This window comes from Pseudomonas sp. LBUM1651, assembly GCF_059716135.1.
On record NZ_CP166805.1, the window covers coordinates 3235342 to 3261747 of the forward strand.

General features: G+C 57.3%; 22 protein-coding genes and 1 tRNA gene. 12 read left to right on the top strand and 11 right to left on the bottom strand.

Annotated features, from left to right (window positions below; translation table 11 throughout):
* Positions 1 to 16: 16 nt before the first annotated feature.
* The 3 genes from ACA066_RS15060 (at position 17) to ACA066_RS15070 (ending at position 3258) form a co-directional block, all read left to right on the top strand.
* Positions 17 to 811: an ABC transporter substrate-binding protein gene (locus ACA066_RS15060; protein ID WP_497695543.1), complete on the top strand. Its 795-nt coding sequence runs from the start codon at positions 17 to 19 to the stop codon at positions 809 to 811.
* 64 nt (positions 812 to 875) lie between these two features.
* Positions 876 to 2423 (top strand): amino acid ABC transporter permease/ATP-binding protein, encoded by a 1548-nt coding sequence (locus tag ACA066_RS15065; protein WP_497695544.1) that lies wholly within the window; start codon positions 876 to 878, stop codon positions 2421 to 2423.
* A 46-nt stretch (positions 2424 to 2469) separates the two neighbouring features.
* Positions 2470 to 3258 (top strand): SDR family oxidoreductase, encoded by a 789-nt coding sequence (locus ACA066_RS15070; RefSeq protein WP_497695545.1) that lies wholly within the window; start codon positions 2470 to 2472, stop codon positions 3256 to 3258.
* Between the two features lie 509 nt (positions 3259 to 3767).
* Here the strand turns inward: ACA066_RS15070 and ACA066_RS15075 are convergent.
* From ACA066_RS15075 to ACA066_RS15095, 5 genes are read right to left on the bottom strand one after another with little or no spacing between them, the layout of a single operon-like run.
* Positions 3768 to 5495 carry an ABC transporter ATP-binding protein gene (locus tag ACA066_RS15075; protein ID WP_497695546.1) on the bottom strand — a complete coding sequence of 576 codons (1728 nt, stop codon included), beginning with the start codon at positions 5493 to 5495 and terminating at the stop codon, positions 3768 to 3770.
* 58 nt (positions 5496 to 5553) lie between these two features.
* Positions 5554 to 6756, bottom strand: coding sequence for a serine palmitoyltransferase (spt, locus tag ACA066_RS15080; protein WP_497695547.1), 1203 nt, complete (start codon positions 6754 to 6756; stop codon positions 5554 to 5556).
* Positions 6743 to 7003 carry an acyl carrier protein gene (locus ACA066_RS15085; RefSeq protein WP_497695548.1) on the bottom strand — a complete coding sequence of 87 codons (261 nt, stop codon included), beginning with the start codon at positions 7001 to 7003 and terminating at the stop codon, positions 6743 to 6745. Before ACA066_RS15085 ends, spt begins: the two co-directional genes overlap by 14 nt.
* A gap of 36 nt (positions 7004 to 7039) precedes the next feature.
* Positions 7040 to 7957, bottom strand: coding sequence for an NAD-dependent epimerase/dehydratase family protein (locus ACA066_RS15090; protein WP_497695549.1), 918 nt, complete (start codon positions 7955 to 7957; stop codon positions 7040 to 7042).
* Entirely contained in the window at positions 7954 to 9684 is a 1731-nt protein-coding gene (locus ACA066_RS15095; RefSeq protein WP_497695550.1) for a fatty acyl-AMP ligase, read from the bottom strand. Before ACA066_RS15095 ends, ACA066_RS15090 begins: the two co-directional genes overlap by 4 nt.
* A gap of 435 nt (positions 9685 to 10119) precedes the next feature.
* Here ACA066_RS15095 and ACA066_RS15100 point away from each other — a divergent pair, with 435 nt between their 5' ends.
* From ACA066_RS15100 to ACA066_RS15135, 8 genes are all read left to right on the top strand, one after another.
* Positions 10120 to 11262, top strand: a complete 1143-nt coding sequence (locus ACA066_RS15100; RefSeq protein WP_497695551.1) for an N-acetyltransferase — start codon at positions 10120 to 10122, stop codon at positions 11260 to 11262.
* A 64-nt stretch (positions 11263 to 11326) separates the two neighbouring features.
* The gene (locus tag ACA066_RS15105) at positions 11327 to 12076 is read left to right on the top strand and encodes an NTP transferase domain-containing protein (RefSeq protein ID WP_497699882.1); all 750 of its coding nucleotides are present in this window, start codon (positions 11327 to 11329) and stop codon (positions 12074 to 12076) included.
* A gap of 72 nt (positions 12077 to 12148) precedes the next feature.
* Positions 12149 to 13222 (top strand): LPS export ABC transporter permease LptF, encoded by a 1074-nt coding sequence (gene lptF, locus ACA066_RS15110; protein ID WP_497695552.1) that lies wholly within the window; start codon positions 12149 to 12151, stop codon positions 13220 to 13222.
* Positions 13219 to 14301 (top strand): LPS export ABC transporter permease LptG, encoded by a 1083-nt coding sequence (lptG, locus tag ACA066_RS15115; RefSeq protein ID WP_497695553.1) that lies wholly within the window; start codon positions 13219 to 13221, stop codon positions 14299 to 14301. The genes lptF and lptG overlap by 4 nt, the downstream gene beginning before the upstream one ends.
* 76 nt (positions 14302 to 14377) lie before the next feature.
* Positions 14378 to 15562, top strand: coding sequence for a CDP-alcohol phosphatidyltransferase family protein (locus ACA066_RS15120; protein WP_497695554.1), 1185 nt, complete (start codon positions 14378 to 14380; stop codon positions 15560 to 15562).
* Complete coding sequence (locus ACA066_RS15125; protein WP_497695555.1) at positions 15559 to 16551, top strand: hypothetical protein; 993 nt, start codon at positions 15559 to 15561, stop codon at positions 16549 to 16551. Before ACA066_RS15120 ends, ACA066_RS15125 begins: the two co-directional genes overlap by 4 nt.
* Positions 16551 to 17354: an aspartyl/asparaginyl beta-hydroxylase domain-containing protein gene (locus tag ACA066_RS15130; protein ID WP_497695556.1), complete on the top strand. Its 804-nt coding sequence runs from the start codon at positions 16551 to 16553 to the stop codon at positions 17352 to 17354. Before ACA066_RS15125 ends, ACA066_RS15130 begins: the two co-directional genes overlap by 1 nt.
* Positions 17355 to 17417: 63 nt before the next feature.
* Entirely contained in the window at positions 17418 to 18254 is an 837-nt protein-coding gene (locus ACA066_RS15135; protein ID WP_497695557.1) for a metallophosphoesterase family protein, read from the top strand.
* Between the two features lie 20 nt (positions 18255 to 18274).
* Here ACA066_RS15135 and ACA066_RS15140 read toward each other — a convergent pair whose 3' ends face one another.
* A complete protein-coding gene (locus ACA066_RS15140) occupies positions 18275 to 19084 on the bottom strand; it encodes a phosphocholine cytidylyltransferase family protein (RefSeq protein WP_497695558.1) in 810 nt (269 codons plus the stop codon).
* 212 nt (positions 19085 to 19296) lie between these two features.
* Between ACA066_RS15140 and ACA066_RS15145 the strand changes: the two genes are divergently transcribed.
* Positions 19297 to 21657, top strand: a complete 2361-nt coding sequence (locus tag ACA066_RS15145) for an ELM1/GtrOC1 family putative glycosyltransferase (protein ID WP_497695559.1) — start codon at positions 19297 to 19299, stop codon at positions 21655 to 21657.
* Between the two features lie 141 nt (positions 21658 to 21798).
* Here ACA066_RS15145 and ACA066_RS15150 read toward each other — a convergent pair whose 3' ends face one another.
* The 5 genes from ACA066_RS15150 to uvrC all read right to left on the bottom strand — a co-directional run bounded on the left by ACA066_RS15150 (position 21799) and on the right by uvrC (position 26406).
* A complete protein-coding gene (locus ACA066_RS15150) occupies positions 21799 to 23139 on the bottom strand; it encodes a putative bifunctional diguanylate cyclase/phosphodiesterase (protein ID WP_497695560.1) in 1341 nt (446 codons plus the stop codon).
* Positions 23140 to 23276: 137 nt separating this feature from the next.
* Complete coding sequence (locus tag ACA066_RS15155; RefSeq protein ID WP_497695561.1) at positions 23277 to 23741, bottom strand: Arm DNA-binding domain-containing protein; 465 nt, start codon at positions 23739 to 23741, stop codon at positions 23277 to 23279.
* 110 nt (positions 23742 to 23851) lie between these two features.
* Positions 23852 to 23927, bottom strand: a tRNA-Gly gene (locus tag ACA066_RS15160).
* Between the two features lie 62 nt (positions 23928 to 23989).
* Positions 23990 to 24550, bottom strand: a complete 561-nt coding sequence (gene pgsA / locus ACA066_RS15165; RefSeq protein ID WP_084320164.1) for a CDP-diacylglycerol--glycerol-3-phosphate 3-phosphatidyltransferase — start codon at positions 24548 to 24550, stop codon at positions 23990 to 23992.
* 32 nt (positions 24551 to 24582) lie between these two features.
* Positions 24583 to 26406: an excinuclease ABC subunit UvrC gene (uvrC, locus tag ACA066_RS15170; protein WP_084320165.1), complete on the bottom strand. Its 1824-nt coding sequence runs from the start codon at positions 26404 to 26406 to the stop codon at positions 24583 to 24585.

The following is a 26406-nucleotide window of genomic DNA, read 5'->3' on the forward strand; positions in this document are numbered from 1 at the left end:
CCGGAGTCAGTAAATAATGAAAATCAATAAAAAAAGCCTGTTGAGCTTGGCTGTGTTGGCAGCCAGTATGCTCGGCGCCTCGTTGAGCATGGCCGCAGCAGACACGCTCAAGGTGGGCATGGAAATCACCTACCCTCCTTTCGAGTCCTATGACAAGGACAAAAACGTGGTGGGTTCAGACCCCGAGCTGGCAGCGGCACTGGCCAAGCACATGAACGCCAAGGTGGAGTTCGTCGACACCAAGTTCCCGAGCCTGATCCTGGGCTTGAACTCCGGCAAGTACGACGCGATCATTTCCGGCATGTACATCACACCGGAGCGCCAGACTCAGGCCCAGACCATCGCTTATGCCAACACCGGTGCCGCTGTCATGGTGCCCAAGGGCAGCGAGATCAATGCGAAAAAGCCTGAAGATCTGTGCGGCTTGAAACTGGGCCTGGAACAGGGCACTACCTGGGTCAAGGAATTCCGCAAGCTGTCCGACGACTACTGCGTGCCGAACAACAAAGGTGCCATCACCGTCAGCGAGTACCCCTCGGCACCCGAAGTGACCCAGGCCCTGTTGTCCAAGAACATTCAGGCCCAGGTTGAAATCGCTGGCGCCGCAAAAATGATCGCGGAAAAGACCAATGGCCGGGTAGTGATCACCACCGAGCATCCGATTTATCAGCAAACCCTGGGCATCTTCGTCAAGAAAGGTAACGACGAAACCTACAAGGCCATGCAAAAGGCCTTCGAGGAGACCAAAAAGAGCGGTGAATACGCCGCGATTCTTAAGAAGTATGGCTTGGAAGAACCGACTGCCAACTAAGAACGTGTCCTTGTAGTCCGGTCATCTGCCGCCCCTGCACCGGGGCGGCAGATTGAGGTGCCCTATGCAATTCGATTGGTCGTATTTCTTCTCCCTGTTCTCCCTGCCGGACTTCTGGAATGCCTGCGTCACGGTGGTCCAACTCAGTGCCCTGGCCTGGTTCATCGGCATGCTGCTGGGTTTTGTCCTGGCCACGGCCAAGCTGTCCCAATCGCCCTTGCTGCGCATTCCCGCAGCTGTCTACATTTGGTTCTTCCGCAGCATCCCGTTACTGGTGCTGGTGGTCTTCGTCTACAACTTGCCGCAATTGTTTCCCGGTAGCGGACCGATTCTGTCTAACCCCTTCTACTCTGGCTTGCTGGCCCTGGTGGTCACCGAAGCGGCGTACATGGCGGAAATCCATCGTGGTGGTCTGATCTCTGTCGCCAGGGGCCAGAAGGAAGCCGGGCGTGCGCTGGGTGTCGGCCTGCTCGGCATGCAACGCTTGATCGTAATCCCCCAGGCTTTCCGTATTTCGCTGCCCACTTTGATCAATGAATACATCACTGTGGTCAAGCTGACATCGCTGGTTTCGGTCATCTCCCTGACCGAAATCCTCACGGTCGGCCAACGCCTCTATGCCACTAACTTCCTGGTCATGGAAACCCTGGCTGCGGTAGGCGTCTACTACGTATTGATCGTCACCGTGTTCGGCTATTTCCTGCAGCGTCTGGAGCGCTACCTGGACCTGAACTTCCGCAAGCCGCACACACTCGAAGCGGCCGTCATCGCCAAGCTCAAAGCCAGCGCCGAAGCTTTGCCCGACATTGCGCGCAAAGCCGCAGGCAACAACGCGACGCCCATCCTGCAACTGAAAAACATCCAGAAGAGCTATGGCACACACAAAGTGCTGATGGGTATCAACCTGAATGTCGAATACGGCCAGGTGGTCTCGATCATCGGACCATCCGGTTCCGGCAAAACTTCGCTGATCCGCACGGTCAATGGCCTGGAAAGCATCGATAAGGGCGACATTCTGTTGTTCGGCGAAAAATTCATCGAAGCTTCGGACAAACCCAACAGCTCGCGCCTGCGCAAAGGCGTGCGGCACATCGGCATGGTGTTCCAGAACTTCAATCTGTTCCCGCACCGCACCATTCTCGACAACATCACGCTGGCACCCCGTTACCATGGCCAGCCGGGCGAGCTGAGCGAACATCGTGCTTATGCGCTACTGGACAAGGTCGGCCTGCTGGCCCATGCCCACAAGTACCCGCACCAACTCTCCGGCGGACAGCAACAGCGCGTGGCGATCGCTCGGGCCCTGGCGATGGAGCCGCAGATCATGCTGTTCGACGAGCCGACCTCGGCCCTCGACCCGGAACTGGTCAACGACGTTCTGAACGTGATCCGCGACTTGGCCAAGGAAGGCATGACCATGCTGATCGTGACCCACGAAATGGACTTTGCCATGTCGATATCCGACAGGGTCGTATTCATGGAGAACGGTAATATCCAACTGGATGCTGCACCTGAAACGATACGATGCGATGCCGAAGGAGAAAGAGTGCGGCGTTTTATGGGAATCGGTGCTCGATCGCCCAACCTGTCTGCAACTGTGGATCACGCATGAATAGGCGGCCACTTTCTTTGAGCTTCCTTCTTTCAGGAAAACACGCATGAATCTTGGAATAGCAGGACGCTGGGCACTGGTCTGCGCCGCCAGCAAAGGTCTGGGTAAAGCCTGCGCACAGGCACTCGTCCACGAAGGCGTGAATGTGGTGATTACCGCACGAGGCGAACACACGCTGAATGAAACAGCCCGTCAGCTCAGAGCGATAAATCCCGGAGTGACTGTCATCGCCGTAGCCGGAGACATTTCGACGCCCGAGGGTCGGGCGACAGCCCTCATGGCCCATGAGCATTTCGATATTTTGATCAACAATGCCGGAGGCCCTCCTCCCGGGGATTTCCGCGAATGGAATCGCGACGCCTGGCTCAAGGCGCTGGATGCCAACATGCTGACCCCTATCGAGTTGATCAAGGCAACGGTAGACGGTATGGCGGCACGCGGATTTGGCCGAATCATCAACATCACGTCGAGTGCCGTGAAGTCCCCTATCGAAAGCCTGGGTCTGTCCAATGGCGCGCGCAGTGGTTTGACGGGGTTTATCGCAGGGCTAGCCCGGCAAGAAAACATTGCCAGTCGTAATGTGACGATCAACAACCTGCAACCAGGCTCATTCGACACCGATCGACTGCGTGACAACCTGATCGCTACTGCCGAAGAGTTGGGGCAAGACAGTGAGGTATTCCTTGGCGAATGCCGGAGCGAAATTCCTGCTAAACGCTTTGGCTCACCGGAGGAGTTCGGTGCACTTTGTGCCTTCGTTTGCAGCAGCCATGCGGGCTACCTGACTGGGCAGAACCTTTTGATTGATGGAGGAGCCATTCGCTCCAGCCAATAATGACGGCAGGCAAAACTGGGCGGGGAAAATCATCAATCTTCCAAAGCACTCATTCAACATCGGATTTTTTATGCCAGAGCTCCTGAGACCTATTCAGGCTGGCGTGACATTACGCCCTCAGAAGGTCTTTTAGTGGTAAACAGAGACGCCATTGAGCTAATGCCGATCAGTTAGGCGAAAGCTGCCCCCTGTAGGAGCGAGCTTGCTCGCGATGGACGTTAACGATAACGCGTATTTTCTGGATAAACGCGTCGCCTTGAAGTCCATCGCGAGCAATCTCGCTCCTACAAATCTGCTTAACTGACCGGCATTACGCCATTGAGCGGGCGTTTTTTTTCTTTTTGCATCAGGCAGCAATTGGCCCAGAGTGTGTAAAAACGCCCTCGCGAACAAAATTATGAATCGCCACCTGCGCCCGCCTACCAGCGGTTCCAAAAGTGCAATGAAGCTCGGATCCGCAAGGAAGCATAGAGGTTGAAGGGGGATGGGTTATTGGCAGACTACAGACTTCAGGCTTTCGCCTCGTCAGCCCGAGTGCCGTCAGGATCGAGGGCATTGAGTACGGCCAACACCTTGCCATCCCGCACCTCGAGAATCTGGTCTGCAATGCGGATCATGGCAGGGCGATGGGACACCGCGATGACGGTGATGCCAGGGGTCAGATTTTTTAGCACCTGGCATATTTCGGCCTCCGATTCCGGATCGAGCGCGCTGGTGGCTTCATCCAGGATCAGAAGACTGGGACGATGGGCCAGGGCACGCGCGATGACAATACGCTGCCTTTGCCCTCCGGAGAGCTTGGCACCGCGCTCGCCTACGATCGATTGCAGCCCGCCAGGACACTCCTGCACAAACTGCCATGCACCGGCCTGACGGAGCGCGCGCTCTGCGTCGGCGGCATTCAAGGCCCTGTCTCCCAAGGTGACGTTCGCCAGGATGCTATCGTGCAGCAGTAAGGTTTCCTGTGTGACGTAGCCGATCATTCGGCGCCAGGCCCTCCTGTCCAGATCATGCAAATCACAGTCATCTACCCTGATGCGCCCGGACTGTGGTGCGAGCAGCGAACAGAGCAGGTCGAGCACGGTGGTCTTGCCTGCACCGGAAGGACCGATCATGGTTGTGAATGAACCGACCGGGAAGCTCATCGATGCATTATCAAGAACCTGCCGCCCCCCATAGCCAAAGTGAATATTTTCGAAAACGATATGCCGCTTCAAGTCAGGAACGCAGGTCCCCCCGACAGGCTCGGCATCGGCAATAGCACTGTCGATCGACTCGTTAATGGCCCAGTAGGCGCTCTCTTGCGCGGCCATTCGGTGATAGCGTTGCTGCGCCTTGTGGAGCAGCCCCAACATGCGCACCACCACGAATATAAGTACCATCACCGAAGACAGCGGCAGTCCGCCGATGACAAGTCCCGCGTAGAGGCCCGCCGCGGCCAGGATCGCAAGCATGGGCTCCTGCAAAGCCCTCAGCGTTTCGCGGCTCATCACTTCGCGCTCCAATGCAGTATTGAGCTCGCCGGCGTGACGACGCAGCAAAGAATCGGCGATGTCATCTCGGGCCATGGCTTTGAGCGGTTTCACCGAGCCAAGCGTGTCCGTCAGGTGGACCAGCAGCTCGCGCATCAGTCGGGTTTGGCTTTTCCCTGAACGCCGCGATGTCTTTACAAGCCCCCGCACGGCAGCCAGCAGGATAAAGCCGATCAGCAGCGACATGATCGCTGCCTGCCAGGAGACAAAAAGCGCGATGAACGCATAGGCCGCGGCTTGAATACCCAGCGCCAGCATATTGGCCGCGTGCTCATAGGCCGTGGAAGCGCGGTAGGCTTCAGTTGCTACGGCGTTGGCCAGTGCTCCGGAAGGTTGGCGCAGATAATATTCCCAGCGGCTACCCAGCAATGCTTTGATGAGGCTGACACGCAGGTCGGTAGCCACGTGCGCCACGGTATAGCCGACCTGTCGATTGCCCAGCAGTATCAGCAGGTTGCTCAGCGTCATGCCTACGACAATGACCACCAGCATATTCGGGATCGTCGGCTCCAGACCTATCGCCTCCATTATCCCGAAGACATGGACCGCCAGCTTTGAATGGGGCTGGTCTTCAAGCATGGCCGATATCAGGGGAAGCATCGTGCTCAAGCTGACGCTTTCAACCACCCCTGCCAACAGCAGACTCAGAAGCATCAGGACGGTGCGAGCCGGATAGGAACGGCCAAAGGCAAAAATAATCCGCATGACTGTCGTTCGCTATGACGTGGGTAAAGATCAGCTCACCGACATCCTGAGACACTGATCAAGCGCCTACTGTGACGGGGGCCGTCGGGCCACGCAATGAAGCAAAGGCCTCGATGATATGGTCTATTTGCTCAAGTGTATGGGCCGCACTGACGCTGCAACGCACCAGGGTGATTGCGCCGGGTGTCGCCGGGGGAAAGACCAGATTGACATAGACGCCCTTCTCCATCAGCGCTCGCCAGACTGCAAGGCCTTCGTGAGGCGACTTCAACATGACGGCAATCACTGGACTGACTTGTGGTCCCACCTGGTAACCTGAATCTGCCAACCCCTGATAAAGCCGCTGTGCGTTTGACCATAGCTGACTCCGCAGTTCCGGGCGATTCTTGATGGCCATCAGCGCCGACCTTACCGAGGCAATCGCAGAGGGAGATGGCGAAGCGGTAAAAATATAAGGTCTGCTGGCGTAGCGAAGCAGGTCCATTTGCGCGTCGTGACAGGCGGCAAATCCACCCACGGCGCCCAAACTCTTGCTGAACGTGCCCAACAGGATGTCCACCTCCGAGTCCACGCCCAACTCCTCGGCCAGACCCCGACCGTTAGCCCCCAGGACACCAAAGGAATGAGCCTCGTCAACGAACAGGTAACCTCCGAGTCGGCGCTTGACGTCGACTATTTCTCTGAGCGGAGCCTGGTCACCCAACATACTGTAGATCCCTTCCACCAATATGATGGCTTCTCGGGCGCGGTCGCCGAGTCGGACCATGCGCCGTTCCAAATCAGCGACATCGTTATGGCGAAAACGGATAACTTCTGCACCTCCCAGCTTGCAAGCGTCGTAGATGCTCGCGTGGCAGTCGGCGTCAAGCAGCACCACCTCGCGAGCGCCCGCCAGTGTTCCGATGACGCCCAGGTTGGCGACATAACCTGTCGAGAACACAATGACGGAACGCCGCCCCAGAAAATCGATCAGCTCCTCCTCCAACGCGCTATGTCCGGCGTAACTGCCGTTGGCCATGCGAGAACCAGTGGTGCCGGTTCCTTCACGCTCAAGAGAGAGCTGCGCCGCCTTGATGCTATCCGGGTCGAAGGTAAGCCCGAGATAATTATTCGTGCCGGCAAGAATCACCTTCCTGCCCTGAATAAGACCCTCGGTCGGGGAGTACAGCTCATCGATGCGAATTCCAAAAGGATGGATCTGTGAGTCACAGAGACTGGCGCGCTCGGCTGCCAGCTTGCCGAACTTGTCAAACAGTCCCATCTTCATGCTCCATCAGAGTAAGAATGGCCTGGGCCAACTGCGCAGGTGTGTGCACATCCATCAGAATATTGAGATGGATCGAGATGTCGAACTCGTCTTCCAGTTCCATCAGCATGTCCATCACCTTTATTGACTCCATCCCCAGGTCCAGGGCCAGGTCGGTATGCGGATTTATTGGCGTTCCAGGAGGTGCAAGCCGCCCGATGAACATCATCACCCTTTCGAGTATGGTTTCTTCTGAGATCATCGTGGGTCTCCTTGAGTTCATTGGTTTGTCGCCTGCTTAGAACAGGTGTTCCTGCAAGGCTTGGCGCAACAGAATCCGGGGCTCCCAGCCCAATGTCGCGCTGATGCGGGCATTGCTGCAACTCCAGTCAGGGTGCATCAGTTCATTGACTTTACCGGGGGTCAGCATCGGTGCCTGCCGGGTGAAACGGGACAGCACCAGGTTCGCTCGTGCGATCCCTTTCAATACCGCGGCAGGCACTACCGCTTGCCGTACCGGTGCATTGCGGATGTCGGAGGCGATGCTGGCCAGACTTGCCCAGTCATACCCCTGCGGCTGGCCGTCACATAATTCGAAGGTCTGTGATTGCACGACGGGTGCATCCAGCCACTGCATGACGGCGCTGACCAAATCGTCCACATGGAGAAAGCTGAACTGTGAATCGTGTCGACCGAGGGTCACCAGCCAGCCGCGCAGAAGCCACTCAAACACCGGACGCAACTCGCGATCGCCCGGTCCATACACGGCCGTCGGCCTGAAAATACACACGGGTATCGCCCCGGCAGCGGCGCTGACCTGCCGTTCACCTTCGAATTTGGAAGCGGCGTACCAGGACAACGTCGGATGCCTTGCGGCAAGCGACGAGATCAGCAGAAAACGCTCGCAACTGCCACTACGCCGCGCCGCCTCCATCAAGCGCTTGCTGCCCTGCACATTGACCGCGTCGAAGTCTCGGGCGTCCCTGCCCCTGACCTTGCCTGCGCAGTGAATAACGACTTGCGCCCCCTTGGTAAGATTGGCAAGGGCTTGTTCATCTTCCAGTGTTCCTCTGATCCACTGGGTTCCATCCTCTGCCGTCCCGCTCCTGGAGCGACCCAAGGCACGTAGCTCCACGCCGTGGGCGGCAAGTCGTTCGCGCAAGACACTGCCTATGAAGCCAGTCGCGCCAGTGAGTGAAACCACCCGAGCGCTCACATCTCCCCCAGTGCCGGATAAGGGGAATCGGTGTTCGCCTGGGCCATGAATCGCTCAAGGGCTTCGGCACGGGAAGGCTTGCCCGAGGAGGTTCGAGGCAGCGAGTGAGGAGGCACAAGGTGCACGTCAGCAGCGAGACCGAATTCGCTGATGATCTTCGCGACCAGGGTCCGGACCAGGAGCTCGCGTCTGTCCGGCTCACGGATGCGGCATTGAACCTGGACCACGACCTGAGGTTCATCATTGCCGGGAACGACAAATACGATGGCATCGCCAGGCCTCAGTTCGGGTTCGGACTCCACCAGGTATTCGATATCCTGGGGCCAGATGTTTCGACCGCGGACAATGAGCAAATCCTTGCGCCGGCCGGTGATATGGATTTCGCCTCGGGCCAGGTAGCCCAAGTCTCCGGTGTCCAGCCAGTCAGCGTTCAAGGCTACCTGTGTGCTCTGCGCGTCATTGAAATAACCTGACATGACGCTGGGTCCCTGCACGAATATCTGCCCTACCTCACGCTCTGCAACCACCATCCCCGCAGCGTTGCGAATTTCCACGCGATGGCCAGGCAGAGGGGCGCCACAGTTGGTAAAGGCACAGCTTCCCGGATCATCGGCGGTGCATGTCACCGCCCTGAGCTGATGCTCCAGTACTTGGCGAGTGACATGATCCACCAACACCCCCGCCCCGCGGCGGGCGAAGCTGACGGCGAGCGTGCTTTCCGCCAAACCATAGCAGGGTGTGAAGGCGGCAGGGTCGAATCCGGTGTCGAGAAAACGATCCGCAAAGCGGCTTAAGACCGATGCCCGAATGGGTTCTGCCCCGATCCCCGCGACACGCCAGCAGGAGAGATCCAGCATAGCCTTTTCCGAGTCCCCGACTCGCCGGGTACAGAGGTCATAGCCAAACGGTGGAGCTACCGAAACAGTCACCCGATTCTGGCTGATAAGCTTGAGCCATTGCCCAGGTCGAGTTGCGAAATCCCGGGTGTGCAAGTAGTCGACAGACAGTTGCGCCGCCACAGGCGCAAGGACAAAACCCACCAGACCCATGTCATGATAAAAGGGCAGCCAGGAGGCGCACCGGTCCCCCGCGCAAACGCCGACTCCGTCCACGATGATACCTCTCAGGTTGGCCATCACCGCACGCTGAGTAATGATCACGCCACGAGGAAAGCGGGTACTCCCCGAAGTGTATTGCAGGTATGCGATGTCGTCCGCAAAGACGGGGGGAAGCGTCTGCACAGCGGACAAGGCGTTCAGTTGCTGGACAGTCCCGATGAAAACCTGCCGCGTGTTCCCCAGCGTCTCCCGGATATAGGGTAGCCATTCCTCCAGCCCAAGAACGGCCGCTGGCGCGCAATTGGCGAACAGCCCTTTCAACTTTTCCACGTAAGAATGATGACTTCCCAGACTGGAAGGGACCAGTAGTGGAACAGCAATCAGGCCCGCATATTGACAGGCGAAAAAGGACTCCACGAAGCTTGGATGCGTATCGGCGATAAGTGCGACACGGTCGCCTTTTTTCAACTTGAGCCCAAGCAGCCGCTGAGCAGTCGCAACAGCATTACGTCTGAGCGTCGCGTATTCAACCGCAGTACTCAAGTGGCAATGCCTGTCGTAGTAATTCATGCCGGTCTGGCCCGAGGCGGCATAATCGAGTGCTTCGACAAGCGTGGGAAAGTCGGCTAGACGTTGGGTGAGTGCCTGTTTTGTTATGGTCGCAGACATATAAAGCGCACCCATCCATTTAGCCCAGACAAGGACTAGTTAAATAGCGGGTTGATCACCTGTGCTAGCAAAATACTCGTTGCTTCACTGCCCTTAGTTCCGTTCCCATGAAGTGGAGGTTCAAGGGTTTCCGGGCTCGCAGGAGATCTTTTTTTGGCCTCATCCAAGTAACTTTAAAGCCTAACTCAATACTAATCGGCATCCGGGTGATCGCAAATTTTTTCCAAGGTGCGCGACGACCGGCGAGCGCCGAGCAGAGCAAAAGGTAATCATTGCTAAACGCGACACCTATCGCGAAGTCCACTGGCATCTACGCCTTACTCCAGACAGGCTCCAACGCCTACAACACGCGCCCTGTGCTAACACTTCAACTATGCTTGCACAGGTACAGACAGAGATGTGAGTTCAACTGCTACGGACTTTTGTGGCCTGACGATGAACAATAAGCAGCGGCCGATCATAACGCGACCTGTCATCACCAGTCTGGACCTCAAGACATTCATAAGTTTTCCCGGCACGCTATATCGCAACGACCCCTGCTGGATCGAGCCTATCCATTACGAGCGTCGTGAACTCCTTTCGCAAAAAAATCCGGCGTCCCCTCATTTGACGTGGCAGGCGTGGCTGGCTTGGTCGGGAACCGAAGCCGTGGGGCGTATTACCGCGCAGGTCGACACCCTGCACCGGGAATTGCACGGCAGTGATTCGGGTCACTTCGGGATGCTTGAGGCCGTAGACGACCCTGCGGTATTTGACAGCCTGTTCGCGGCCGCAGAGGCCTGGTTGCGTGAACGTGGCGCGGCTCGCATCACAGGTCCCTTCAACCTGACCATCAACCAGGAAAGCGGGCTGCTAGTGGATGGATTCGATCGTCCACCGTCCGCCCTGATGGGGCACGGAAAACGATTTTATGAGCCCAGGCTCACAGCACTGGGCTACCGACCAGCCGAGGATCTGCTCGCCTACTGGATGCGCACCGACGAATTGCACTTCCCCCCCGTCTTGTCGGCCATGATGGAACGTGAGCGAAAGCGCGTAGTAGTCAGGCCCCTGGACACCCGTCAGTTCCGGCGGGACATGGGAATTCTGCGAGAAATATTCAATGACGCCTGGAGCCGTAACTGGGGCTTTGTACCGTTTACAGAAACCGAATTTTTCGAGCTTGGCAGTCAATTGAGACTGTTGGTCCCCAAAGACCTGTTGTATATCGCCGAAGTCGAAGGCGAACCCTGTGCGTTTATCGTGGCGATGCCGAATATCAATGAGGTGATCGCCCCCCTCAAGGGGCAATTGCTCCCCTTTGGCTGGCTGCGGCTGTTGTGGCGGCTGTACGTCAAAGGCACCCGGACTGCGCGCGTCCCCCTGATGGGCGTCAAGCAAAGTTACCAGTTCAGCCGATTGGGACCTACACTCGCTTTATTATTGATCGAAGCGCTCAAACCGCCCTTCGTCAAGCGAGGCATAGAAGCCTTGGAAATGTCCTGGATCCTGGAATCGAATGCGGTCATGTGCAAGATCCTGGACCAGATTGGTGCAACGCCCTACAAGCGCTACCGTATCTATGAAAAGCGAATTTGAGGAGCGACGGTTCACCGCACTGATCCTGGCGTCTGACAGGGACTCGCCCGATCCCGTTGCCGCCATGGCAGGGGCAAGCTGCAAGGCACTGGCACCCTTGGCTGGAGTACCCATGGTCCGTCACGTAGTCGAGGCGCTGGAGGCGAGTGACCGGGTTGGCCGAATCGTACTCCTGGGCCCCGCGAGGAGCCTACTTGCGCAAGATGCCTCAATGACCCAACTGCTGGACACCGCCAGAATCAGTTGGTTAGAGCCCGCCGCCTCTCCTAGCGCCAGCGCGGCATTCGCGCTGGCTCGCCAACCCGCAGGCTCGCCCGTGTTGGTGACCACAGCGGATCATGCACTGCTCTGCCGGGAGATGATCGACTATTTTCTTCAGGAAGCGACTTCAGGCAACTATGACTTCGTGGTCGCGGTGACACCTCTGGACAGGGTTCTGGCTCGTTTTCCAGGCACCCGCCGCACCGGCATTCGGCTTCACGACGGTCCGTACTGCGGCAGCAATCTGTTCGCCTTCATGACCGAGGAGGCTCGGCACCTCGCCAGCTTCTGGCAACGGGTAGAACAGGATCGCAAGCATCCCCGACGGGTAATTGCCGGTGCTCTGGGCTTTAAGTGTGCACTGCGATACTTGATGGGGCGGTTGACACTCAAACAAGCGCTGCAACGACTGTCCGACAAGTCGGGGGTGAATATCGGCGCGGTGATCATGCCTTTCGCGGAGGCCGCTATCGATGTCGATTCCCCGCTGGATTATCAAATGGTGGAAAAACTCCATGTCCAGAGAAATCAATCGATACCGGGCGGCACCTGATGGATTTGAACGGCAAGGGTGCCCGATCGCGGGAGTGCGGTGCTGGCGCAGCGAAAGATCAAGGTTCAGGACATGTTCCTGATCGAACGCTACGTTATTGCGGAGATCCGGCGGCCAGTGCTAGTGATGGTCAGTATCCTCGTGTTCATCTTTGCCAGTTATTCCGCGGAGCGGTATCTCGGTAAGGCTGTCGAGGGGACTCTCGCTTTGCAAGCGGTGCTGGAAATGGTTTTCTACAAAGTACTGATTGCCCTCGAAATGCTGGTACCGGTTGCTCTATATGCTTCAGTGACCATCGCGGTTGGACGCCTCTGTCATGATTCCGAGATCATCGCGATAGCGGCTTCGGGTGCAAGCCCGCTGCGGATCTACAGGGCTGTACTGCTGCTGGCACTACCGATCTCGCTGGCGGTGGCAATGCTTTCGCTCTACGGGCGCCCCTGGGCTTATACGCAGGCCTACGCACTGGAACAGCAATCCAGAACGGATCTGGACGTCAATCATCTGCTAGCGCAACGGTTCAACCTGAACGACGAAAACGGTCGAATGATTTTGGCAGAGCGGATCAACCGAACGGATGGCAGGCTCTACGATGTGTTGATCTATGATCCGGGTGACTCGAAAACCCGCGTGTTTCGCTCGGATCAAGCTCGCATCCTGGACCCCAATCCAGCTGATCCGATCGTGGAGCTGACGCAAGGTCATTCCTATTTGCTCAAGCACAGTACCGCACGTGACATTTCTGAAAAGTTTGACCACATGCGGCTCCACTTGCAGCCCATCGAACGGGACGCAGAGGTTAAGCGCAAGGCTGCTCCCAACAACATATTAGAAGTTTCCAACGCGCCCCTGGACAAGGCCGAATTGCAATGGCGCGAGACCCGGGGCGTGAGTGCTACTGTGCTTGCACTGCTTGCCATCCCGTTGAGCCGCACCCGGCCCAGGCAAGGTAGATTCGCTACCCTGCTGCCTGTAACCGCCGTCTTCGCCTTGATCTACTATGCCGCGGACATCTGCAAGACAATGGTGGGCAACAATACCCTGCCTTTGTACCCGGGATTGTGGACAGTGCCGCTGCTTATGGGCTTGGCGCTGCTGATTTTTCTGGCGCGCGATCTCGCAAACTTTCGGTTCGGCTATCGATGAAAATCGTCGACCGCTACATTACCCGTCATGTTTTCTACGGTTTCGCGGCGGCGGCGGCGCTTCTGTTACCGCTGTTCACCACCCTCGATCTGGTGGGTGAACTTGACGACGTGACACCTGACGGGTACCGGTTAAGCCAGGCTATCGAAGTCGTAATCATGACGCTGCCACGTCGCGTCGTCGAGCTTGGACCCTTTATAGCCCTGCTTGGCGGCATAGCCGCGCTCGGACAATTGTCGGCCACTCGGGAACTGACTGTCATGCGAGCCAGCGGACTGTCGATTGCCCGGATCGCATTTACGGCGACGCAGGCCGGCCTGGCTTTGGCGCTGGCATGGGCGGCGCTTGATGAATGGGTAGCCTCGCCACTGCAGCAAAACGGTTTGGAACTACGGACCGAAGCAATGGCCGCCGGCGCCCAGGCAAGCAACGATCAAGGAAGTGTATGGGCTCGACAGGATGATCAGATCGTACGAATTGGCAGCCTGCAGCATAAACGGCTACCCGCCAATATTGAAATTTTCAGGTTCGCTCCAGACCTTTCACTGATTTCCTACATCTTTGCACAGACGGCAGACATTCAAGACGCAGGCCTATGGCGTTTGAATAATGTTCAGGTGAAACACTGGCAACAGGGTACTGAAACTGCGGAGCAACTCGATCATCTACCTTGGCAGTCGATATTTGGCGGAGCCCGATTAGGCGACATCACGCTGCCGACTGAAAGCCTTTCTGCTCGCCAGCTCTACCGTTACATCAAGTATCTCAAAGGCTCGGGCCAGCCCTCGGCACAATACGAAATGGCGATGTGGCAAAAGCTGGGGCGACCGATACTGACCTTGTCGATGATACTGTCCGCCATCCCGTTTGCCTTTGCACAACCTCGCTCGCCCAACCTGGGTGCGCGGCTTGCGCTGGGCGCACTCGTCGGGCTCCTGATCTATGTCAGCAATCAGATCATCGTGAACCTTGGCCTGCTGCTGAACATGAACACCCTGATCACCACCTTGGGCCCCGCACTGGTCTTGCTCGCAGTAGCTATTGTCATGGTGGGTTACCTGGACCGGGGCAGAAGCTGAAACCGGTCATGCTCATTCAACGGACGGGCGTTGCCGCCCTGTCCTCCAATCAACCAGATTTGGCGCAGGTGGAACAATGAAGACTCCCGTATACCTGATTGGTAGCTGCCCGGTGCGGCTGTGGGGCCTGACTTCCAGGGAGCGAATGGGTCGAATGCTCGCAAAACTACCCAACGCCCACCTCTGCTGCGCAGATGATCCGTTGCCGGCACAAGGTGAGGTGGTCCTGCTGCGGGAGGATTACCTTTACGATGAGCGAGTGCTTCGGGGGCTGCTGGAAACGCCTGAGGTCGCTCTACAGGATCCCCGAACCGGCACCATCGTCGCGGCACATGCCAGTGTCGATCGGCTCGCGCACTTGCCCAACCTGGACAGTGCAGCAGTGGCCGGCTTGCCCAAAGTGGTCCCCGGCACTGTAGCCACCGCGATGCAGACACAACTGCGCAAATTCGATCCTCCTTGGGTCGCGCCAATCACACCTGCCAATCAGGCGCATCTCGAGAAGTCTCTGTTCAATGGTTCCTACAAAGGTGTCACCGACTTTATCACCCGAGCTATCTGGCCAGTCCCGGCGCGCTGGGCCACAGTCTGGTGCGTGCGGCTCGGGTTCAGTCCCAATCAGGTCACTGCAGCAAGCTATGTCCTGGCCATCGCGGCAGGCATTCTGTTCTGGCATGGACTATTTGGCGCGGGCCTGCTGGCCGGCTGGTTGATGACGTTTCTGGATACGGTCGATGGCAAACTGGCACGCGTCACCGTTACCTCCACGCGATTCGGAAACATTTTTGACCATGGGCTGGACCTGATTCACCCGCCGCTCTGGTATATCGCCTGGGGAATGGGGTTTGAGGCGACCTGGGACTCGGATATTCCACTCAACCCTGTGCTCTGGACCATCTTTCTGGGCTATGTCGCGGGTCGGTTGTGCGAAGGTGCATTCAAGTTCGCCGCTCCCTTTTCGCTGTTTCTCTGGCGCCCGTTCGATTCACTCAACAGGCTGGTAACCGCGCGGCGTAATCCCAATTTGCTCATTCTTACCTGTTTATGGGCGGTAGATGCCCATGATACGGGACTGATCCTGGTGGCTGTCTGGACCAGTGTCTCGACGCTGATCCTGGGTGTTCGCACGGTGTCGGCCATTGTGTTGAAGCACCGTGGATATCCGGTGCAACCCTGGCTTAGCCGAATCGACATGGCAACCGAACGCGACCGTCTGATCGTCCGGCTGTTCGCTCCCCGCTCGGGCCTCAACGATGCATGACCTTTCAGGACGATCAATATCCGATGCGACCCTCTTATTGCGCACCGCCGCCCACGGATCTGCTTGAACAGGTCAGGGAGCAGTGCGCGCTCCCGATGTCCGGCGATCTGGATGCAATTGTCCAGGCGTTGCACACACGCCTGGGCGATGGATTGACGGCGCTGCTGGTCTACGGTTCATGCCTGCGCAACGGCGATCTCACAAATGGCATGGTCGACCTTTATGCGTTGGTCGATAGCTACGCCCACGTTCATCAAAAACGCTTGCAGCAGCTCGCCAACGCATGGCTTCCCCCCACCGTTATCCTCGTCAGGGCCCTCGCGCCCGATGGACGGATACTGCATGCCAAATGCGCCATCGTATCGTTGCAGGACTTCGAAGCGGGCACGGGCTCATGGTTTCAAAGTTACCTCTGGGCCCGATTCGCCCAGCCGTCCCGGCTCGTTTATTTCAAGGACCAGGATACGCAGAAGCGCATTCATATCGCATTGGCTCAAGCCGTGATGACGCTGATGGGGCGTTGCATCGCAAATCTACCGGATCGATTCGACAGCTTTACCCTATGGGAAAGAGCACTGTCGCTGACCTATGGGGCCGAGTTGCGTCCCGAGTCAGCCGATCGCCCCGGGCAACTCGTCTGGCATAACAAGATCTATTATTCGCGCATTACCCGAGCCGCCGCACCCGCAGTGAAGTACCTGGCAGCCTGTGAGGGCGAAGAGGACAGTTATCGCAACCTTTGCCCGGCCGCAATGCGCCGAGGCAACGAGCTACTGTGGAGATTCAGGCGAATTCAGGGAAGAACCCTGAACGTAGCGCGGTTGGTCAAATCTTTCTTCACCTTCGAAAACGGCGTCGACTATCTCATCTGGAAACTGGAACGCCACTTGGGCGAACCCATCGTGGTGACCCATCGGTTGCGCCGTTTCCCGTTAGTCTTTGGCTGGCCATTGCTCTGGCGCCTGCTGAAAAGCCGCCGGCTACGCTGATGAAGCTACTCGCCATCGCGAATACAGAGGCAACCCATGACATGAATAGAGGTAAAGATCACGCCGGCATCCGACCAACGAAGCGTAAGCATCGCCCCAGCGTGGCGCTCGGCTTGTGGATCATCAAGCGTCTGGAAAAGGCCATCCTGCGATATTCCACAGTGGGCGACGGCCCTTTCTTCGAGCCCCGACAGTTTGCGTGGGTCGCCGAATTGGAAGCGAACTGGCCGAGCATTCTCAAAGAACTTGAAGTTGTTCTCAAGGATGGCGGCCGGCTGCCCAATTTCCAGGACATCTCCAAAGATCAGCGCAATATTACTCAGGATGACAAATGGAAAACTTTTTTCCTCTACGGCTATGGTTACAAAATGGATAAGAACTGTGCCCGGTGCCCTGACACTACGAGAGTGGTGGAAGCCATACCGGGTATGTTTACCGCGTTCTTTTCGATTTTGGCCCCCGGCAAGCACATCCCATCCCATCGTGGCCCCTATAATGGGCTACTTCGCGTGCATCTGGGGCTGCTGGTGCCGGAGCCTAAAGAACTCTGTCGAATTCAGGTCGGGGATCAAATACGGCATTGGGCAAGCGGCAAATGCCTGATATTCGACGACACCTACCGACATCAAGTGTGGAACGACACTGCGGGCATCCGGGTGGTCCTGTTTCTCGACGTCGAGCGTCCGCTCAATTGGCGGGGCACCTTGCTCAATAAAGCCGTGCTACGTCTTATACGCTGGTCACCGTTCATTCAGGATGCACGTCGCAACCATCGCGCCTGGGAACGCGGTCTTGAACCATAGCGGCGTCAGTTGGCAACAAATGAAGCTCCGAGATGTGCCTTGTCCAAAGGATACCCAGCAACGATGACTTATATTCTGCATATCTCCGATACGCATTTCGGGACCGAACACCCCCTGGTCATGCAAGCCTTCGAAACGCACGTGAAGATTCATGGCGCCGACTTGCTACTGCTATCAGGGGACATCACGCAACAGGCCCGACGCGGCCAGTTCGCTTCAGCCCAGGCGTTCATCAAGCGCATCAAGGACTACGGAGTACCGCAGGTCCTGGCGATACCCGGCAACCACGATATCCCTCTGTTTAACCTGCTCGCGCGTATATTTTCACCCTATGGGAATTATCAGAGGTACATCGACAGCAATCTCGCCCCCATTTTCGAAAATGACGATGTGTTGATTATCGGTTTGAACACAACGCACCCCATGCGCCGCAAGGCCGGTAAGGTCACCGCTGGGCAAATTGAAGACGTCGCTGAACGCCTGCAGCAGTGCGATCCTCAAAAGCTACGTATCGTCGCCGCTCATCAGCCATTCGGTTCGATCTTCGCCTCCGACCAGCGCAAGTTGCAGATCGATGCAAGGATCGCACTGGAGCGCTGGGCCTCGTACGGGCTCGATCTGGTGATGGGTGGTCACATACACCTTCCCTATGTGCTGCCACTCAGTACGCAATATGCCGGACTATCCAAGGAAATCTGGGGGGTGCAGGCGGGAACCGCGCTTTCGTCACGTACACGCGGCACTGCCCCCAATTCGTTCAACCGAATCCATCTGAGCAAACACCCCAGGCAGGTCACCATCGAGCGTTGGGAATATTCTGACGCCCGCACTGCCTTTGAGCGCAGCGCCGAATTTCATTGTGACTGTTTGCCGTCTACGTTTTTGAGCCCAAGCAAATAGTGCATCTTGAGGTTGCCACGTCAGGCCTGCGGCTCCTCGCCCTTGGCAAGGGAGGTTTCTGTGCCTTGCAGGTGGCTTGCCCAGGGCCTGACCAAGGCCTGCGCCGCCCTAAGGTCGGCGGGAAAGTCCAACTCACTCCAGCCCAATCCTTCGATGGACTGTGCGAAAACCTGCCCGGTAGTCCCTGCGAGATAATCGATGATGCTCAAGTACCACATTTGCAGGGCTTCAGGGCGGCGCATGCTTTCTTCGAGCGCACTTCGAAACAGCGGTCCTCCTCCTGTCTGGAAATGCACCATGCCAATAGACTCTCCATCGACACAATCGAGCGGAATCAACTTACTAATGGCGCTAATACGATCACCGTCGAGTCGGATTTTCATATCGTCGCTGTCGTAAGCCAGCTTCCTGTCGACTGCGAGTGTAATCGCCCTGGCAGGAGCCTCAAGTAGTCGCTCCAGCACTGGCTGGTCGAACAACGTATCGCCATTAAGCAGGATGAAATCGTCATGCATGATTTGGCGAGCCATCCAGCAACTGGCCAGATTATCGGCGACCTCAAAGAACGGGTTGTAAATCGTAGAAATGAAGCCCGGCCCGTAGCGGTCGTTTAACACCCGTTCGACCTGCTCTGCCCCATAGCCGATCACTGCGGTGATCCGAGTTATCCCGGCCGCAATCAGAGCGTCAATCTGCCATTCTATTACGCGCTGCCCACCGACCTCGAGCAGGCATTTGGGGGTATTCGTCGTATAGGGAAGAAGCCGTCGTCCTTGCCCGGCGCTCAATATGATTGCAGCTGTACGGGTGCGTTGTTCGAATAGACCCATTTCTCCCGGGCTCCTATTTAAGGATTTGAACTAGCAGGACCCTGCGATCATTTAAGGGGTTGCTTGGTAGACTAGAACAATCCATTAGCTCAGTTAAACCTTTCGACACCCGCCCATCGCCTCGATTCAAAAAAGTACCGCACTGCAACTTTATCTTCGACTCCTCGTATTTCGCTCTATGCTTTGGAGATTAATTTTCCGAGGAAACGTTCATGCGCTTGGAGGGTTCGGCACAGTCATCCTCAAGCATCGATATCTGCGACCCCGTTACCGCAGGGGACATAGGCGAGCAGGTCGCGATACCCCGCATCGAACCGATAGTTTTGGTAGCCCGAGCCGGGGCACCGCAGGCACCCGCCGTGCGCATATTTCTGGGTACCGAACCTGCGCAATACCGAGCCGAGCGCATGTTCGTCTATGCGCTGGAGCAGGTGCGAAACCCGGATCGCCGTTATGAGATTTACCGGATGACTGGCCTGCCCGGATTCGCCCAGGCGGGCTGGCGTACCGGCTTCACCAATTACCGCTTCGCTATCCCGGACTTGGCGGGGCGCCACGGTCGGGCGCTTTATAACGACGTCGATCAACTCTACACCGCCGACCCGGCCGCACTGTTCGACCAACCGATGGGCGAGCACGGCTACTTGGCACTCTCTCCCAGAGAGACGGCAGTCATGCTCATCGACTGCGAACGGATGCACTGCTGCTGGAATATGAAAGCAGCCACCACGACAAGCAAAAAAAAGTTGCACGGCCTTGCGGCGCAGATCCCTGGCTGCTGGGGAACGCTGGATGCAATCTGGCACGCCCGAGATATGGAATATAAGCACGGCGAATCCAGGCTATTGCATTACACGACGCTGCATTTACAGCCATGGAGACCGTTGCCCTCCCAATACAGTTATCAGATCCATCCCTACGCCGAATATTTTCTCAGCCTTGAACAGGCGGCTGACGCTGCCGGGTATGAACTCTACACGGCAGCGCAGCCCAGTCCTGAATTCCACCGTTGCTGTCGGGAAGTCGCCACACAGCCGGTGCTTATCCCTGAAGACGTCATGCTGCGCAGCCGCCAGCTGCATTGTGCGAAACCAGGGCTGATCGGATCGTGGAAACAAACACAGGCACTCGGCCCGGCGGTCAGGCATTTCGATATTGACCAGATTCGCCAGGCAGATTTACCCCTTCAGGACTTCATCGCGGCCAATGGCCTTGAAAAGCTGGCTCCAGAAGACCTGCCTTGGGTAGTCGATCGTCTGTTCAGCCTGGCCACCCGATTGCTTTACATTCAGGCCAGGCTGAGTGGCGATGGTTCGATGATCAGCTCTGTCAATGGCTGGCGCCGACTCCTGCGTCGCATCGCGTGGCGCTATCCGGATCGTTGCTGGCAGCTCGATTGCGAAGATGAAAAGGGTCACACACAACGGTTTGTCGCTGACTATGCATTGCGACTCAAAGCGGCCGATAGCCCCAAGGTCTGGGTGCTGCTGAGCGATCATGCAGGCGATAATGCGCAGTTAATGGCCATGGCCGACGCGCTGGCCTGGCCCTACGAATGCAAACGCATAACAGCACGCCCTCGTCCTTATCTGCTGGACGCCTTGCTGGGTCCAAAGCTGCCCAGACGGCCAGTGCCAGGCCTGAGCGCGCCCTGGCCAGATATGGTCTTGAGTTCGGGACGGCGTTGCGCCCAAGTTGCCCAGTGGATCAAGCATCGTTCCTCGGGCACTACAAAACTGGTCCATGTGGGACGCGCTCAAGTCCCGTTGTGGCGCTTCGACCTGGTCTTGTCCACCCCGCAATATGGACTTGCCCTGGAGGAGAACGTGGTGGACCTCCCTGCTCCTTATATGAGCCCGCGGTCTTTGAATCAGGCTCAACTAGAGATATGGCGACAACGCTTCGCTTCGCTGCCTCGCCCCTGGATCGCCGTCTTGGTGGGAGCAAGCGCCTCGCCCTATTGTCTGGACTTCGATGCGCAGGTACGACTCGGCCATGAGGCCAATACCACGGTCAAAGCACTGGGTGGCTCGATTCTGTTGTCGTCCAGTCCGCGCTCATCTGCAACGACCACCGATGCGCTACTGTCTGCCATTGACATTCCATGCTTGTCGTATCGGTTCGGTGAGACGCAAGACAATCCTTATCTTGCTTTTCTCGCGTTGGCGGATGGATTTATCGTCACCGGGGATAGCCTTTCAATGCTTACAGAGGCCTGCATGACTGGGCGTCCCGTTGCGGTATTTCCGTTACCCATCCGACGCAAGGGCAAAGCCCGACTTCGTCACGCAGTAGAGCAACGCCTGGGGGTGATTGACCGAACAACGGGGGCACGCGGTACTCCCAAACAGCAGGAGCGCTTGAGCAGACTTTATTTCAAACTCGTGTCGAGCGGATTGATAAGACGGGAACGACAATTCGAGCAGGCCCATATCGCACTAGGCGTCTTGCCTTTATCACAAGGGCTTAACCAGCCGCCAATGCTTTCTCCACAATTGCTGAAAAGCGCCCGCGAACGTGCCATTAACGCCATTCGCGGCTTGATAATCGGCGAACACCCATCAGGTTACTGATTGAGAGCTATGGAAACGAGGCTGGAATCCGCGCTCTTTCTCCTTGAAAGTATTGATGTTTTTCCGTGATCAATGCTTTCGATGTACGCATTTTTCGAGCTTATCATCGGATTTACCCCCTAGGCTTTGAGAGCTATTCAGCTACTTGCGCTCTCGCTCTTCATACCACTGCATGAACGCTTCAGCGCTTACCGGTCGGCAGATCTGAAACCCCTGCGCCATGTCGCAGTTGTAACCGCCCAGCGCATCAAGCATCTCGGCCGTTTCTACGCCTTCGGCGATGACCTTCATGCCAAGGTTATGTCCCAGGTCAATGACGCTGCGTACGATCAGTTCATTTGCTTGATTGCCGTGCATGGCCAACACGAAGGATTTGTCGATTTTGAGCTCGCTGATAGGCAGGTCGTTCAATTGAGCCAAGCTGGTATAACCAGCACCAAAATCATCAATGGCGATGCGGATCCCCATTGAATGCAACTGCAGGAGGATGGTACGAGCCGTATGGGCATCGGGCATGATGGCCGACTCGGTCACTTCGAGCACGAGCATGTTCGGGGTCAGCTGGTGGTACTCAAGCAGGTCGACGATCTGAGCCACCAGCTTGTCGTCCAGCAGGTTGCGTGCAGAAATGTTCACGGCAACCGGTATGCATATCCCTGCGTGGGCCCAGGCTCGCACCTGAGACAGAGCGACGTTAAGCACGTATTGAGTCAGAGCGCCGATGATCCCGGTGTGTTCGGCAAATGGAATGAACTCATCCGGACGCACGAGACCACGTACCGGGTGCTGCCAGCGCACCAACGCCTCGACGCCGATGACTTCTCCTGTGCTCAGGCTGACCTTGGGCTGGTACTCCAGAAACAGTTCATCGCGATTTAGACCTCGACGCAGTTCACCGAGCATGGCCAAACGTTCCGGCGAGCACCGATCCGCTCTCGGGTCGTAAGCGAGTATGCCCCTGCCCTGCTTCTTGGCTGCATACATGGCGATGTCGGCTCGCTGAATGAGCGTCGCAGGATCGTCACCGTGCAAACCCGACACCACGACCCCGAAGCTGGCTTCGACATCGAGTTCGATCCCATCGATTTCAAACGATGCGGTGATTGCGGTGTGCAGTCGTTGCGCTGCTTTCAACGCTCCCTCCAGGCCTTCAACAGAGGGAAGCAGAATCGCAAACTCATCACCGCCCAACCGGGCAACGGTGTCGACTTCCCGCGCTTCACTGATCAGCCGCTTGCCGATCTTGTCGAGCAGTCGGTCCCCGTAGTCGTGCCCCAGGGTGTCGTTGACTTCCTTGAATCGGTCAAGGTCAATCAGCAACAGGCCTGTGATCGCCCCCTGCCGGCGCCCCAAGCGCAGTGCTTGTTCGAAACGGTCGGCCAAGAGGAGTCGGTTGGCCAGCCCGGTGAGCTTGTCATGCAGCGAAGCGTGCAAGGCGTCCTTGCGTTGACTGTCGAGCTCGACACGCGTGCGCCGCAGCACTTCAGCGAACAATCCGGCGAGAAGCAGCCCGGCGATAAAAACGATGGGTGTGCAATTTTCGAATCGATGGCCGGGTAAAGTGATCGGGCTGATGGCGATCTTTCTGCCCTGTCAGGCATATGCCGTGTGCGAGTTGGTCAGCACTTCACCGACTGGTTTTGGCACGATGAGTTCGATCGCGGTGCATCGGCGTTTTCCGTGGCCAGGCGCCTAGCATTACGCTCCAGCTGCCGATAGACACGCGGATCGATGCCCCTGACGACCAGTGCCCTCGCAACATCACGCAGAGCACGAGCAACTCGTAAGCTAATTTCAGGATAGGTACCGAGAGAAATACGGGGTTGTTTATCCGCCCAGGAAAAGCGGAAGTGCCAGCACTTGGCGCCTTTCCTATTCACGAAAAGGGCGAGGCCGTTGTAGTCAGGGAGGGTGTAGTCCTTGGCACGGGGTTTGGCGTGCCCGGACTGCCGTATTGGTGAGAGCCATCGTACAATCTCCGTCTCGTATGGATTGAAGAGATTGGTACGGTTTCGAGTGAGGCTGGCACCGCGAAAAAACCGATCTGCGAAACACCAGATTGATGTACTGGAAAATGTACCCATTGGGGATGGATCTGAGTTTTTTCAGAAGATGTCACGGGAACAGCCAAAGAAAGACTTTTCTTTGGACGAAAAAAAATGGACCTCTTTTCAGAGATCCATTTTTTAATGCTTGGAGCGGGAAACGAGACTCGAACTCGCGACCCCGACCTTGGCAAGGTCGTGCTCTACCAACTGAGCTATTCCCGCGTCTTGGTGAGGCGCATTCTATAGAATCCAGATGCCCCGTCAACCCTTTGATTCAAAAAAGTTTATTTCTTTTCCACGTCGGTCTTCAGATGCGGCCAGGCAGCCCGCAAATATTGAACCATGGACCACAGCGTCAGGCCCGCCGAGATCATCAGCAAGGCATAACCCACCAGAACCCAGAACGTGAAGTCCGACGGATTGGCCAGCAGGATCACCAGCGCCAGCATTTGTGCAGCGGTTTTCCATTTGCCCAGGTTCGACACGGCAACGTGAGCACGAGCGCCGAGCTCAGCCATCCACTCCCGCAGCGCCGAGACGACAATTTCGCGCCCGATGATCACGGCGGCCGGCAGCGTGAGCCACAGGTTACCGTGTTCCTGCACCAGCAACACCAGCGCCACGGCGACCATCAGTTTGTCGGCCACCGGATCGAGAAAAGCCCCGAACGGCGTGCTTTGCTCCAGACGGCGGGCGAGATAACCGTCCAGCCAGTCCGTGGCGGCGGCGAACGCAAAGACCGAAGCGGACGCCAGGTAGCTCCATTGGTAAGGCAGGTAGAACAGTAAAATGAAGATCGGGATAAGCAGGACGCGTAGAACGGTAATCAGATTAGGGATATTCATCGGCACAACTGGCTACGAGGTGAGGTGGCATTCTACTCGCTGTGCAGATTTGCATAAATCAACTCTGCGAGCTTTTTACTGATCCCGGGTGCTTTGGCGATCTCTTCGATGCTGGCACGAGACAGCTCCTGCAATCCACCAAAATGTTTCAACAAATCGCGCCGGCGTGTCGGTCCAACGCCTGCGACGCCTTCCAGTGTAGACGTGCGGCGCGTTTTGCCACGACGGGCGCGGTGCCCGGTAATCGCAAAACGGTGAGCTTCGTCACGGATCTGCTGGATCAAATGCAACGCCGGGGAATCTCCACGCAAGGTGAATTCGTGGGCGGCGTCGTTGAGGTACAGGGTTTCGAAACCGGCCTTGCGCGTCGCGCCCTTGGCCACGCCCAGCAGAATCAGATCGGGCACCGCCAGCTCATTGAGCACATCGCGCGCCATGGAAAGCTGGCCCTTGCCGCCGTCCACCAGCAGGATGTCTGGCAGCTTGCCCTCCCCGTCCTTCAGTTTGCTGAAGCGTCGGGTCAGGGCCTGGTGCATCGCGGCGTAGTCATCGCCCGGCGTGACGCCTTCGATGTTGTAGCGACGGTAGTCGGACTTGATCGGGCCTTCGGGGCCGAACACCACACAGGACGCCACGGTCGCTTCGCCGCTGGAGTGACTGATGTCGTAACACTCCAGGCGCTGCGGCGGCTCATCCAGTTTCAGCACGTCGGCCAGCGCATCGAAACGCGCGGCGACGTGTTGGCGGTTGGCCAGGCGCGCGCCCAGTGCCTGCTCGGCATTGGTCACGGCCAGTTGCTGCCAGCGTGCCCGCGTCCCGCGAACCCTGTGGCTGATGGTCAGTTCGCGACCACGCAACTCTTCAATGGCCGCGATCAGCGTCGGAAAATCTTCGTGCACCACGTTGACGATCAGCTCGCTCGGCAAGTCGCGTTCAGGGCTGCTGATGAAGTACTGACCGAGAAACGCGGCCATGACTTCCGAAACATCTTCTTCAATACCCACCTGCGGGAAAAAGTTCTTGCTCCCCAGCACCCGGCCCCCGCGCACGCTGATCAGATGAACGCAGGCACCGCCCGGGTTGACGAACGCGGCGATCACGTCGACATCTCCGGTCCCGCCTTCCATGCTCTGCTGATCCTGAACCCGGCGCAGCAAGGAGATCTGGTCACGCAATTCGGCGGCACGCTCGAACTCGAGGTTGATCGCCGCCTCTTCCATGCCGGCCGATAACTCGTCGGTCAGCGCGTTGCTGCGCCCCTCCAGGAACATCACCGAGTGCCTCACATCTTCGGCGTACACCTCGGGCTCCACCAGACCGACACAGGGCGCCTTGCAACGCTTGATCTGATATTGCAGGCACGGGCGCGTGCGGTTCTTGTAATAGCTGTCTTCGCACTGGCGCACGAAAAAGGTCTTTTGCAGCAAGCTCAGGCTTTCGCGAATCGCACCGGCACTGGGATAGGGACCGAAATACTTGCCTTTGGCCTTCTTCGCACCACGGTGAATGCTCAGGCGTGGGAACTGGCCATCAGAGAGAAACACGTACGGGTAGGATTTGTCGTCGCGCAGCAGGATGTTGTAGGGCGGGCGCCATTCCTTGATCAGCGTCTGCTCAAGCAGCAAGGCTTCGGTTTCGTTGGCCGTGATTGTCGTTTCGACCTGGGCAATACGCGCCACCAGCGCCGCCGTTTTGGGAGCGAGCCCGGACTTGCGGAAGTAACTCGACAGGCGATTCTTGAGGTTCTTGGCTTTGCCGACGTAGAGCAGGCGCGCTTCGCTGTCGAACATGCGATAGACGCCGGGGCGTCCACTGACCGTCGACAGGAAAGCACTTGGATCAAAGGTGTCAGTCAT